The following is a 12339-nucleotide window of genomic DNA, read 5'->3' as shown; positions in this document are numbered from 1 at the left end:
AAGGCGCAGCCGATGATCAGCCGACCGGCAGGTCCTTCACCGGCAGGGTGTCCGCCCCCGGCAGATCCCCCTTGGTGAGGGAGTCCGTCGGCAGCCCACCCTTCGTCGCCGTCGACGCGGTGTCACCGAGGACGTCCCCGGCGGAGCCCGCCGCGTCGCCCGCGGCCTTCTGCGCCGCCGGCGCCGCCTTCTTCACGGCCTTGCCACTGGTCTTGCCCGCGGCCGGCACGGCCTTCTGGATTGCCTTGCCGCCGGTCTGGCCCGCGGTGCCGGTCAGGTTCTGAGCCGCACCGTCGACCGTGTTGCCGACGTCCGCCCCGTCCAGGGCGGTCAGCCCGCCGAGGTTCGGGGCGGCCGGCAGCTCGGGGGCCGCGCTGGCGGAGCCGGCCGCACCGACCCCGGCAGCCGCTCCCGCAGCGACGAGCAGCGCGGCACGGGCGATCCGTCGGGTCAGGGGGAGGGACATGTTGCTCCTTTGACGGAAGAGAACGATGAGGTGTCCGACCGTGCCCGGCAGTTGACCGACTGGCTGTCGATCCGGCTGTTGATCTCGGGGCTCGGACGCAGTGACTACCGCTCGAAGCCCGGGAAGGTTGCGGCGGGCCGACGTAAAGAGTTGGTAATGCGTCGCATTATCGGCTGCGGATAAAAACGGGCAAAAAGTGCCCGGTCCGAAAGTCTGCCGAATCCTTACAGCTCTTTGTTCTCAAGGTTTCGACGGATACGGGGGTGACGTGACGAAAACCTGCGCACACCCACGCCCGAACCCGGCGGACGTAACCCTTCCGAGTGAGGCTCCGTACTCCTGCCCTACTGCGCTACTGCGCAGTGACGATCCGGACCGCCCCCGCGGCCTGCTCCGCCCCCGCGGCGCCCTGCGAGCCGGCCGTACGCCACCGGCTGTCCGTGTTCCCGGCCGTCCACTGCCGCCCGGCGTACGAGACACGTTCGATGTGCAGCGCGGAGGCGTTGGCCACGGCCCAGTGCGCCAGCTGCCAGCCGCGCTGCCGAAGGCTGCGACCGGAGCCGGAGCCCGTCTCGGTCACCGGCAGCATGACGGTCCGCCCGCTTCCACTTCCGCTCGCGGAGGGCGTCGGCGTAGGGGTCGCTTCGGCGCCCACCTCGGCCGACGCCGTTTCCAGCACGTCCCGCCCGAAATCGCGTACGAGCGCCGTCCGCACCGCGTCCGTGCCCGCTGCCTGCGTGGCGGCCGGGCGGCCCTCGCAGGTCAGGGTGGCCGGCGACTGGCCGGTGAGGGCGGCGGCGAGCAGCATGGCGCCCGGTTCGTGCTTGGCGTACGCCGTCGGGTAGCCGCTGCGCTGCACCTTCTGCGCGGCGACGGTCAGCGGCAGCTTCGTGTAGTCGGGCACCTTGGCCAGGTGCTTGTAGAAGATGTTCGCCGCGTACGTCGGGTCGAGGATCTCCTTCGGCGTGCCCCAGCCCTGTGAGGGCCGCTGCTGGAACAGGCCGAGCGAGTCGCGGTCGCCGTGGCCGAGGTTGCGCAGCGCCGATTCCTGGAGGGCGGTGGCGAGCGCGATCGTCACCGCCCGCTCGGGCATGCCGCGCCCGGTGCCGACGGCCGCGATGGTCGCCGCGTTCACCGCCTGCTCGGGTGTGAACTCATAGGTGGCCCCGTTGCTCTTGCCCGAGACGACCTTGCACCCGGGAGTGCCGGCGCCTCCGGTGAGGTACTGCACCACGAGGTAACCGGCGACGGCGCACATGGCCACGAGGGCCGCCCCGAAACGGAAGAGGCGGCCACGACGCTTGGGAGCAGGGGACAAGTCTGGCACGCGCCACAAGATACTGGAGAGTACTGCGCGCGCTGTGCCAGGTGGGGAAAGTCGGGTTCGACCCGCCGCGTTAGGGTCGACAGCATGGCTGACACCCCCATTGACCTGACGCTGGACGCAGCGAAGCTCACCGCGCAGCTCGTCGACTTCCCCTCAGAGAGCGGCAACGAGAAGCCCCTCGCGGATGCGATCGAGATCGCGCTGCGGGCGCTGCCCCACCTGACGGTCGACCGGTACGGCAACAACGTCGTCGCCCGGACGAACCTGGGCCGCTCGGAACGTGTCATTCTCGCCGGCCACATCGACACCGTCCCGATCGCGGACAACGTCCCCTCCCGGCTCGACGACGAGGGCTACCTGTGGGGCTGCGGCACCTGTGACATGAAGTCCGGGGTGGCGGTGCAGCTGCGCATCGCGGCGACCGTCCCCGCCCCGAACCGGGACCTCACCTTCGTCTTCTACGACAACGAAGAGGTCGCCGCACACCTCAACGGCCTGAAGCATGTGGCCGCGGCCCATCCCGAGTGGCTGGAGGGCGACTTCGCGATCCTGCTGGAGCCGACGGACAACCAGGTCGAGGGCGGCTGCCAGGGCACGCTGCGGGTGTTCCTGAAGTTCACGGGCCAGCGGGCGCACTCCGCGCGCGCGTGGATGGGCTCCAACGCGATCCACGCGGCCGCCCCGGCGCTGGCCAAGCTCGCCGCGTACGAGCCGCGCAAGCCGGTCGTGGACGGCCTCCGGTTCCACGAGGGCCTCAACGCCGTACGCATCGAGGGCGGTGTCGCCACCAACGTCATCCCCGACGCCTGCACCGTCGTCGTCAACTTCCGCTACGCGCCCGACCGCAGCGAGGAGGAGGCGGAGGCGTTCGTGCGCGAGTACTTCGCGGACTGCGGGGTCGACGAGTTCGTCGTCGACGACCACACCGGCGGCGCCCGCCCCGGCCTCACCCACCCCGCCGCGCAGGCCTTCATGGCGGCCGTCGGCGGCGAGGCCCGCCCCAAGTTCGGCTGGACGGACGTGGCCCGTTTCAGCGCTCTCGGGGTACCCGCGGTGAACTACAGCCCCGGCGAGCCGCTGCTCGCCCACAAGGTGGACGAGCGGGTGAAGGCGTCTCTCATCCCGGAGGCGGAGAAGCGGCTGAGGTCGTGGCTGACGGCATGAGGGGGCGTGGGAGGCCGTGAGGTGCTTGACGGCGCTTCATGGCGGACATGCTCACGTCCCCCGTCCGTAACCCGCGTAGATCTACGCTGAGGTGGAAAGACGGCAAGCGGAGGGAGCGCACATGGCTACTGGCAACCCCGAGGGCAAGAAGCGGCCACCGGAGGAGCAGCGCCTGGGACCCGTCCTCCGGAGGCGGAGTCAGGTCCAGGCCAGCACGACCGACCAGCGTCTGCTGGACGCGGGAGGCCCCTCGGACTGGGTGCACACCGACCCGTGGCGCGTCCTGCGTATCCAGTCGGAGTTCATCGAGGGCTTCGGCACGCTCGCCGAACTCCCGCCCGCGATCAGCGTGTTCGGCTCCGCGCGAACGCCCGTGGACTCGCCGGAGTACGACGCGGGGGTGCGGCTGGGCCGCGGCCTGGTGGAAGCGGGCTTCGCGGTGATCACGGGCGGCGGCCCCGGCGCGATGGAAGCCGCGAACAAGGGCGCCTGCGAGGCGAAGGGCATCTCCGTCGGCCTCGGCATCGAGCTCCCCTTCGAGCAGGGCCTCAACCCCTACGTCGATATCGGTCTGAACTTCCGGTACTTTTTTGTGCGAAAAATGATGTTTGTCAAGTACGCACAAGGCTTCGTGGTCCTGCCGGGCGGTCTCGGCACGCTGGACGAGCTGTTCGAGGCGCTCACCCTCGTCCAGACCCAGAAGGTCACCCGCTTCCCGATCGTCCTCTTCGGCACGGAGTACTGGGGCGGGCTGGTGGACTGGCTCAAGAACACCCTGATCGCCCAGGGCAAGGCCTCGGAGAAGGACCTGCTCCTGTTCCACCTCACGGACGACGTGGACGAGGCGGTGGCACTGGTGTCGAAGGAGGCGGGGCGCTAGCTGGGCGCCATGGCAGCCCGTCCGGCGTTTGAGGACGAGGCCCGTTCAGGGCCGAAGGGGGTCTGGGGGCGCAGCCCCCAGGGATCGGACGGGAAGGGGCGGCGGGGGCGACGAAATCCCTACGCCAGCCCCCTCCGCGCCACCGCCGGCGCCCGGTGCCCCGCGATCGACGCCACCATGTCCAGCACCTGTCGGGTCTCGGCGACCTCGTGCACCCGGTACACCTGCGCCCCGAGCCACGCCGACACGGCTGTCGTGGCCAACGTCCCCACCACCCGCTCCTTCACCGGCTTGTCCAAGGTCTCGCCCACAAAGTCCTTGTTGGACAGCGACACCAGCACAGGCCACCCGGTGGCCACCATCTCACCCAGCCGCCGCGTCGCCTCCAGACTGTGCCGCGTGTTCTTCCCGAAGTCGTGCCCGGGATCGATCAGCACGGACTCCCGCGGCACCCCGAGCGACACCGCCCGCTCGGCCAACCCGACGGTCACCCGCAGGATGTCGGCCATGACGTCGTCGTACGTCACCCGATGCGGCCGCGTACGAGGCTCGGAACCCCCCGCATGCGTACACACCAGCCCCACCCGGTACCGGGCGGCGACCTCCGCGAGCCCCGGATCCACCCCGCCCCACACGTCGTTCAGCAGGTCCGCGCCCGCCTCGCACACGGCCTCGCCGACCTCGGCCCGCCAGGTGTCCACGCTGATGACGACATCGGGAAAGCGCCGCCGGACCTCCGCGACGAAGCCGACCGTCCGCCGTGCCTCTTCCTGAGCCGTCACCTCTTCGCCCGGCCCGGCCTTGACCCCGCCGATGTCGACGATGGCCGCGCCCTCCGCCACCGCGTGCTCCACGCGCGCGAGCGCCGGCTCGTCGCGGAAGGTGGCCCCCTGGTCGTAGAAGGAGTCCGGGGTCCGGTTCACGATCGCCATGATCACCGGCTCGTGCGCGTCGAATTCACGCCTGCCCAGCCTGAGCATCCCCTGTGACCTCTCCTCGTACCTCGTGGTCTTCGGCGTCTGTGGCCGCCTGTGACCCTAACTGTCAGACTCGCATGGCACGATCGGACCCTGACACATTCGACGCCGGCGCCCAGCAGACCGGCACCGACCATGGGGACCACAGCGATGGTTATGTTCTTGTTCCTGGTCATCGCGCTGGCCGTGGTGGTCGCCGCGGTGACGCTCGCCGTTGTGGGCGGCGGAGAGAGCGACGGCCCGCTGCCGGAGGCCGCGCCCGAGCGCCTGCATGACCCGCTGCCGCTGGACCGCCCGCTGAACCGTGCGGACATCGAGACCCTGCGCTTCCCGCTGGCCGCCCGCGGCTATCGCATGTCCGACGTCGACGACGCGCTCGGCCGCCTCGGCGCGGAGCTCGCCGAGCGGGACGCCCGGATCGCCGACCTGGAGTCCGCGCTGGCCGGCGCGCAGGCCGCCGCGATGCACGTCTCCATGGAGAAGCCCGCACAGGAGGACCGGCCATGAGCGACGGTGCCGCCCTCGCCGGTCCGGACGGCGCGCTGCGCTGCCCGTGGGCGCTGTCGACCGAGGAGTACGTGACGTACCACGACGAGGAGTGGGGCAGCCCGGTCCACGGCGACGACGCGCTCTTCGAACGGCTCAGCCTGGAGGCCTTCCAGTCCGGCCTGTCCTGGATCACGATCCTGCGCCGCCGTCCCACCTTCCGCGCCGCCTTCGCCGGCTTCGAGATCGCGAAGGTCGCCGCCTTCACCGACGACGACCGCGAGCGCCTCCTCGCCGACGCGGGCATCATCCGCAACCGCGCCAAGGTCGACGCGACCCTCGCCAACGCGCGCGTGCTGGCCGACTGGGCCCCGGGCGAGCTGGACGACCTGATCTGGTCCCACACCCCGGACCCGGCGACCCGCCCGGCACCCAAGACGCTGGGGGACGTGCCGGCGGTCACCCCGGAGTCGACGGCTCTGTCCAAGGCCCTGAAGAAACGGGGCCTGCGTTTCGTCGGGCCGACGACGGCGTACGCCCTGATGCAGGCGTGCGGGCTGGTGGACGACCACCTGGAGGCCTGTGTGGCGAGGCGGGGCTGAGCCCCGCCTCCCGGCTCACCGGCCCGGGACCTCCCGGCTCACCGGCCCGGGACCTCCCGGCTCACCGGCCCGGGACCTCCCGGCTCACCGGCCCAAGTACTTCGGCTTCTCCTTGTTCACGAAGGCTTGCACCGCGATCGCGTGGTCCTCGGACCGACCCGCCCGCGTCTGCAGCTCGTCCTCCTTCTCCAGGGTCTCGGCCAGGGAGTGCGACAGCCCGTAGGCCATCGCCTCCTTGATCGCCCCGTATGCCACCGTCGGTCCCTCGGCCAGCGCCCGCGCCACCTTCTCCGCCTCGCTGCGCAGGTCCACCGACGGCACGACCCGGTTGGCGATCCCGAGCTCGTACGCCTCCTGCGCCGTGATGCTGCGCGGGAAGAGCAGCAGGTCGGCCGCCCGGCCCGGTCCGATGACCCGGGGCAGCGTCCAGGAGATGCCCGAGTCGGCGGTCAGCGCCACGCCCGCGAACGACGTGTTGAAGGCGGCCGTGTCCGCCACGACCCGGTAGTCCGTGGCCAGCGCGAAACCGAACCCGGCCCCGGCCGCGACGCCGTTCACCCCGGCCACCACGGGCTTGCGCATCTCCGTGAGCGCCCGTGCGATGGGGTTGTAGTGCTCCCGCACCGTGCTCATGGTCTGCCCGGTCCCCGCCTCCCGGTCGGCGGCCAGCAGCCCGATGTGCTCCTTGAGGTCCTGCCCCACGCAGAACGCCCGGTCTCCGGCGGCGGTCAGCAACACCGCCCGTACGGCGTCGTCGCCCGACGCGGCCTGCACCGCGTCCCGGAGGGCGACCTTGGTGGCGACGTTCAGCGCGTTCATCGCCTCCGGGCGGTTGAGCACGATCGTCGCGAGTCCGTCGCTCACCTCGTACAGCACGGTGTCGGCCATGTCGTGTCCCCTCCGGGTTCGCGGCTCGGACGTACTCGTCGGTACGTCCCCTGTGTCCGAAGACAGCATGGCGGAGATCATCGGCCGGAGACCGGACCGGACGTGTGACCTGCGTCAAAGAATTCGGCACCGCATTCGCTCGGCGGAGGTCCCTGGGGCGGCGCAGTATCGCAGTCACAGCGCCGAATTGAGTGGTTTTGCTCGCGCGCGTTGCCCAAGCGATGCCGACTGATGTTGGTCATCGGGTGCTGAGATGCGGGATAATGGCCTGGAAGCAATGTGTTCGATGCCGGTGTCGTGCGTCCCACCCCGGGACGGGCGTGCCCTCCAGGGCCGTCGGCTTTGACGATGAGCTGGTTTCAGGAAGGGGAACGAGCATGGCGGCCATGAAGCCGCGGACGGGCGATGGCCCGCTCGAGGTGACCAAGGAGGGGCGGGGCATTGTCATGCGAGTTCCGCTCGAAGGCGGCGGGCGGCTCGTCGTCGAGCTGACCCCCGATGAGGCCGACGCGCTCGGTGACGCCCTCAAGAAGGTCGTCGGCTGACGCGGACGCGACCATACCCTTACAGCGACCCCGGCACCGGATACGGTGCCGGGGTCGCTGTCTGCCGCACTTGTGCCCTGTTCGCTGTCTGCGCGGTCATGTCCGGCGCCTGCCCGATGCGCGATGCTCTTGCCCGTTGCCCGTTGCCCGTTGCCCGTTTCGAACGGTCAGCGTTTGACCGCGCAGAGCAGCCCGTCACCCACTGGGAGCAGTGACGGCACGAGTTCTTGGCTCTCGCGCACCGCGCGCAGCAGCTCACGCAACCGCAGGACCTCCGTGGGCTGCGGGCCGGAGTCGACCGTCCGGCCGTTGGCGAAGACGCCCTCGAAGACGACCAGGCCACCGGGGCGCAGCAGGCGCAACGATTCAGCGAGGTAGTCCATGACCTCCTGCCGGTCGCCGTCGCAGAAGACGAGGTCGTAGCCGGCGTCCGCGAGCCGGGGCAGGACGTCCAGGGCGCGGCCCGGGATGAAGCGGGCCCGGTTGCTGGCGAAGCCGGAGGCACGGAAGGCCTGGCGGGCGAACTGCTGGTGTTCCGGCTCGGGGTCGACCGTGGTCAGCACGCCGTCCGGGCGCATGCCGTGCAGCAGATGGATCCCCGACACGCCCGTCCCGGTGCCGATCTCCGCGATGGCCTTGGCCTCCACGGTGGCGGCGAGCAACCCGAGCGCCGCGCCCGTGCCGGGCGACACCGAGCGCAGCCCCGCCTCGCGGGCCCGGTCACGGGCCCAGCGCAGGGCTTCGTCCTCGGCGACATAGGCGTCGGCGAACGCCCAGCTCGTCTGCCGGTTGCCGGTAATGACCCTCTCCTGTCCCCGTGGTTGCCTGGGCGTGACTGTATCCGTTGGCGCCGGGAACCCGCAGATGGGACCGGGCGTTTAGAGGGGTGGGAGACAGAGCGGGGGGACACAGTTGGATCACGACGACGAGCAGGCGCTCGAGCAACTGCTGACGCAGCCGCACGAGCCGTACCAGCACAGATCAATTTCTCGTAAAACCGCTTATCCGGAGCTAACGGGCGAGGTGGCTATGGTAGGGGCTCCACTGGACACCACCAGAGCTGACAGGGGAGGTGCGGCTGCACCTGTGGATCGGGGAGGAGTGCTGCGGCGCTTTCTCGGATCGGCGGGCAGGCCGAAATCCGTGAACGACACCGTTGCTGACCACAGCCACGCCGCTGAATACGCCCAGACCGCGACCTTCTCCACCGACGCGGACGGGCAGGCGTGGACTCCGCCCACCTGGGAGGAGATCGTCAGCACTCACAGCGGCCGGGTCTACCGGCTCGCCTACCGTCTGACGGGTAACCAACACGACGCCGAGGACCTCACCCAGGAGGTCTTCGTCCGCGTCTTCCGCTCGCTGTCGACCTACACGCCGGGCACCTTCGAGGGCTGGCTGCACCGCATCACTACCAACCTCTTCCTGGACATGGTCCGCCGCAAGCAGCGCATCCGCTTCGACGCCCTCGGCGAGGACGCGGCGGAGCGACTGCCCAGCCGCGAGCCGTCACCCCAGCAGGTCTTCAACGACGCGCACTTCGACGCCGACGTCCAGCAGGCCCTCGACACCCTCGCCCCCGAATTCCGCGCCGCGGTCGTCCTGTGCGACATCGAAGGGCTGTCGTACGAGGAGATCGCCGCGACCCTGGGCGTCAAGCTCGGCACCGTCCGGTCCCGGATCCACCGCGGCCGCTCCCAGCTGCGCAAGGCCCTCGCCCACCGCTCGCCGGAGGCCCGGGCCCAGCGCCGCTCCTTCATGGCCCGTGTTCCCGCGCTGGGGGGAGGGGGCGCGACCGCGTGAGTGGATCACGGCCTACCCCGTCCGAACAGCACCTGGGAGACCGACTCGCCGCCCTTGTGGACGGAGAGCTCGGTCATGAGTCGCGCGACCGCGTCCTCGCGCACCTGGCCACCTGCGCCAAGTGCAAGGCAGAGGCCGACGCACAGCGCAGACTGAAGAACGTCTTCGCGGAGGCGGCCCCGCCGCCGCCCTCGGAGAGCTTCCTGGCCCGCCTCCAAGGACTTCCCGCCGGAGACGACCCGGACGACGGCGACGGCCCGCCGTTCGGCGGATCGGCGTTCGCCGGCGGACTCGGCGGCCGACCCGGCGCCGCGGGGGTCTTCGGTCCGAAGCGCGGCGAGCGCTTCGAGTTCAACTACCTGCCGGCCCGTTCGCACGCCTCGATGCTTCCGCCCTCCTCGGCGAACCGCGGCTTCCGCATCCACGACGTCAGCCGTCACGAGGCCGAGCGGTCGTCCTCGCGCGGGCTGCGGTTCGCGTTCGTCGCCGCCGGGGCGGTGTCCTTGGCCGCGATCGCGCTGGGCGGGGTCACCACGGTGACGCCGACCGACATGGCCGTGGACGCGCGTGGTGGTTCCGGCGGCAGCAATGTGACACCGGCCCGCACCCAGGGCTCGGGGGCCGCCACGGCACCCGAGAGCCAGCGGCGCCGGGGGCTCGGCCCGCTGCTCGCCCAGGGCCAGAGCCAGGGCTCGCTCGGTGACACCCCTGCCGCTCCGACCGCGGTCTCGGCACCGCTGCTGCCCGGGGTACCGACGCCCGCGGTGGGCCAGGTACAGGAAGGCGTCCACTCGCTGGCCGCGCCCGTGATGGCCGGCGCGGCCGCCATGTCCCCTCTGATACGTCCGCTCAGCGCGACCCCGCCGCTCTCCCTCACCAGGTGGCCCACGATCCCGGACCTCCTCGCCGCGCCCGTCCCCGACTCGCCCTCGGCGCCCTCGGGGTCTTCCTCTTCCGCTCCCCGCTGACCGTTCTCTGCGTGGCGGCTGGCGAACCTGGTTGAATCCGGGGGAGTCGGTTAGGGGTGCCGACGCACTGCCTGTGCCTGACAGGTGCAGATGAGCGGGGTACGTCCGGCGCGTGGGCCCGCAAGGCGGAGCGCCCAAGCTGTGGGGAGAGCATGAACGAGGGGAAGCCCACGAAGGCCAAGTGGTGGAGCCGTCCTCGACCGCAGGGCCTTCCGGCCTCGGCGGCGGCGCCCGGTTCGGTCGCGGACACGGTGCCGGATGACGCGGACCCCTCGGCCCGCCGTGACACCTCCGGCGGCGACTTCGAACTCAGGGCCCCGGAGGACGTGCCCGACACAAGGGGCGACTTCGAACTGGCGGCTCCGGAGGGGGTGTCCGTCACGGAGGGCGACTTCGAACTGGCGGCTCCGGAGGGGGCGTTCGTCACGGAGGGCGACTTCGAACTGGCGGCTCCGGAGGGGGCGTTCGTCACGGAGGGCGACTTCGAACTGGCCCGGCCCACTCAACCGGCCGCTGAGCGGCCCGCTGGGCCCGTCGCCGGGCGCCCCCGGCCCCTGCACGACCCCGACGCCCACAGCACCCCGCCCTACGGCGAGCCGGGCCCCTGGGCGCCGGCCCCGCCCGTCCAACACCCGGCGACCACGCCCACGCACGGCACGCCGACACCGGCGCCGCCCACGGCTTCCGGCGCGCCGGAGCCGGCCCAGGCTGCCCGCACGCACGTCCAGGCTTCGACCTCCGGCGCGCCGAGCCCTGACCGGGCCGCCGGCACACCCGCCCCGCCCCCGGCCCCCAGAGTCGCTTCAGCGGCCTCCGTCGGCTCCGCTCCGCCCCGCGTGGCCCAGAGCCTGCCCGTCGCTCCTGCGTCTGATCTCCCGCCCGGCACGGCCGTAGCCCCCGCGCCGCCCCTTGCCGCCCCTCCAGGCGCCCCGCAGGGCCACACCCAGGGGGCAGCACCCCCCGCCTCCCACGCCGACGCCCCACGCCCCTCCACCCCCTGGCAGAACTACGATCCCTGGGCCCCGCTCCCCGCCGCCCCCCTCCAGCAGAACGGGGCCGCCGTCCTCACCCAGGACCAGCGGCGCAGGCGGGTGAAGAAGGCGCTCGTCGGTGGGGCGGCGCTGCTCGCTCTCGTGTCCGGGGGCGTCGGGGGCGTCGTAGGGGCGTATCTGGAGCGCGATGGTGGGGTCGGGGGTGTGGAGCTGCCGCAGGCCGGGGCGGAGTCGGGTGGGCGGGCTCCGGACAGCGTGGCCGGGATCGCCGCGCGGGCGCTGCCCAGCGTCGTGACACTGCATGTGAGCGGGGCGGAGGAATCCGGTACCGGAACCGGATTCGTGCTCGACGACCGCGGCCACATCCTCACCAACAACCATGTCGTCGAACCGGCCGCCTCCGACGGCGAGCCGGGCGAGATAACCGTGACCTTCCACAGCGGTGACACCGCCAAGGCCACGGTCGTCGGCCGGGACAGCGGCTACGACCTCGCCGTCGTCAAGGTCAGCGGAGTGGGCGGCCTCGAGCCCCTGCCCCTCGGCAACTCCGACAACGTCCAGGTCGGCGACCCGGTCGTGGCCATCGGTGCCCCCTTCGACCTGGAGGGCACCGTCACCTCCGGCATCATCAGCGCCAAGGAGCGGCCCATCACGGCCGGCGGCGAGAGCGGGGACGGAAGTGACGTGTCGTACGTCGACGCGCTGCAGACCGACGCGCCCATAAATCCCGGCAACTCCGGCGGACCGCTCCTCGACTCCCGTGCCCGTGTCATCGGCATCAACTCCGCGATCCGGTCCGCCGACAGCGGCTCCGGTTCGGACGGGGCCCAGGCCGGTTCGATAGGGCTCGGTTTCGCCATACCGATCAACCAGGGCAAGCGCGTCGCCGAAGAGCTGATCAACACCGGCAGGGCGACCCACCCGGTGATCGGCGTCACTCTCGACATGGACTACGCCGGCGACGGCGCCCGCGTGGGGACGAAGGGCAGCGACGGCGGCCCCGCGGTCACCGCCGGCGGAGCCGCCGACCGGGCCGGCGTCAAGGCGGGCGACGTGATCACCGAGGTCGATGGCCGGCGTATCCAGTCGGGCGAGGAGCTCATCATCAAGACCCGCGCCCACCGCCCCGGCGACCGCCTCGAACTCACCGTCGAACGCGACGGCAAGGAGAGGACCATCTCGCTGGTCCTCGGATCCTCCGACGGCGACTGAGACTCACAGAAACATCACACAGGAGGATC

At 71.5% G+C, this 12339-nt stretch carries 13 protein-coding genes; 8 read left to right on the top strand and 5 right to left on the bottom strand.

What is annotated here, in order from left to right; translation table 11 throughout:
• Positions 1-16: 16 nt before the first annotated feature.
• Complete coding sequence (locus ACFYO2_RS10275) at positions 17-466, bottom strand: ATP-binding protein (protein ID WP_388346838.1); 450 nt, start codon at positions 464-466, stop codon at positions 17-19.
• 352 nt (positions 467-818) lie between these two features.
• Complete coding sequence (locus ACFYO2_RS10270) at positions 819-1793, bottom strand: heavy metal transporter (RefSeq protein WP_388346836.1); 975 nt, start codon at positions 1791-1793, stop codon at positions 819-821.
• 84 nt (positions 1794-1877) lie between these two features.
• Between ACFYO2_RS10270 and dapE the strand changes: the two genes are divergently transcribed.
• Both dapE and ACFYO2_RS10260 read left to right on the top strand, forming a co-directional pair.
• The gene (dapE, locus tag ACFYO2_RS10265; RefSeq protein ID WP_388346833.1) at positions 1878-2957 is read left to right on the top strand and encodes a succinyl-diaminopimelate desuccinylase; all 1080 of its coding nucleotides are present in this window, start codon (positions 1878-1880) and stop codon (positions 2955-2957) included.
• A gap of 121 nt (positions 2958-3078) precedes the next feature.
• Positions 3079-3837, top strand: coding sequence for a TIGR00730 family Rossman fold protein (locus ACFYO2_RS10260; RefSeq protein WP_388346830.1), 759 nt, complete (start codon positions 3079-3081; stop codon positions 3835-3837).
• A 119-nt stretch (positions 3838-3956) separates the two neighbouring features.
• On the opposite strand, the gene folP is transcribed toward ACFYO2_RS10260, so the two are convergent.
• A complete protein-coding gene (gene folP / locus ACFYO2_RS10255; protein WP_388346827.1) occupies positions 3957-4817 on the bottom strand; it encodes a dihydropteroate synthase in 861 nt (286 codons plus the stop codon).
• A 153-nt stretch (positions 4818-4970) separates the two neighbouring features.
• Between folP and ACFYO2_RS10250 the strand changes: the two genes are divergently transcribed.
• Both ACFYO2_RS10250 and ACFYO2_RS10245 read left to right on the top strand, forming a co-directional pair.
• On the top strand, positions 4971-5321 hold the full coding sequence (locus ACFYO2_RS10250) for a DivIVA domain-containing protein (protein ID WP_388347562.1): 351 nt from the start codon (positions 4971-4973) through the stop codon (positions 5319-5321).
• Positions 5318-5902 (top strand): DNA-3-methyladenine glycosylase I, encoded by a 585-nt coding sequence (locus ACFYO2_RS10245; protein WP_388346825.1) that lies wholly within the window; start codon positions 5318-5320, stop codon positions 5900-5902. The genes ACFYO2_RS10250 and ACFYO2_RS10245 overlap by 4 nt, the downstream gene beginning before the upstream one ends.
• 84 nt (positions 5903-5986) lie before the next feature.
• Here ACFYO2_RS10245 and ACFYO2_RS10240 read toward each other — a convergent pair whose 3' ends face one another.
• Entirely contained in the window at positions 5987-6790 is an 804-nt protein-coding gene (locus tag ACFYO2_RS10240; protein ID WP_388346822.1) for an enoyl-CoA hydratase/isomerase family protein, read from the bottom strand.
• 377 nt (positions 6791-7167) lie between these two features.
• Between ACFYO2_RS10240 and ACFYO2_RS10235 the strand changes: the two genes are divergently transcribed.
• A complete protein-coding gene (locus tag ACFYO2_RS10235) occupies positions 7168-7335 on the top strand; it encodes a DUF3117 domain-containing protein (RefSeq protein WP_003966491.1) in 168 nt (55 codons plus the stop codon).
• 167 nt (positions 7336-7502) lie between these two features.
• Here ACFYO2_RS10235 and ACFYO2_RS10230 read toward each other — a convergent pair whose 3' ends face one another.
• The gene (locus tag ACFYO2_RS10230; RefSeq protein WP_388347560.1) at positions 7503-8201 is read right to left on the bottom strand and encodes an O-methyltransferase; all 699 of its coding nucleotides are present in this window, start codon (positions 8199-8201) and stop codon (positions 7503-7505) included.
• Between the two features lie 235 nt (positions 8202-8436).
• Between ACFYO2_RS10230 and sigE the strand changes: the two genes are divergently transcribed.
• The 3 genes from sigE to ACFYO2_RS10215 all read left to right on the top strand — a co-directional run bounded on the left by sigE (position 8437) and on the right by ACFYO2_RS10215 (position 12310).
• Positions 8437-9138 (top strand): RNA polymerase sigma factor SigE, encoded by a 702-nt coding sequence (gene sigE, locus ACFYO2_RS10225; protein WP_388347558.1) that lies wholly within the window; start codon positions 8437-8439, stop codon positions 9136-9138.
• Positions 9135-10106, top strand: a complete 972-nt coding sequence (locus ACFYO2_RS10220; protein WP_388346819.1) for an anti-sigma factor family protein — start codon at positions 9135-9137, stop codon at positions 10104-10106. The genes sigE and ACFYO2_RS10220 overlap by 4 nt, the downstream gene beginning before the upstream one ends.
• A 152-nt stretch (positions 10107-10258) precedes the next feature.
• Positions 10259-12310, top strand: a complete 2052-nt coding sequence (locus ACFYO2_RS10215; protein WP_388346816.1) for a trypsin-like peptidase domain-containing protein — start codon at positions 10259-10261, stop codon at positions 12308-12310.
• Positions 12311-12339: the final 29 nt, after the last annotated feature.

Source organism: Streptomyces sp. NPDC006602, from assembly GCF_042870385.1.
In the GTDB taxonomy this organism is placed as follows: Bacteria; Actinomycetota; Actinomycetes; order Streptomycetales; family Streptomycetaceae; genus Streptomyces.
Note: the sequence above shows the minus strand (reverse complement) of the source record. Positions and strands in the feature narration are given on the sequence as shown.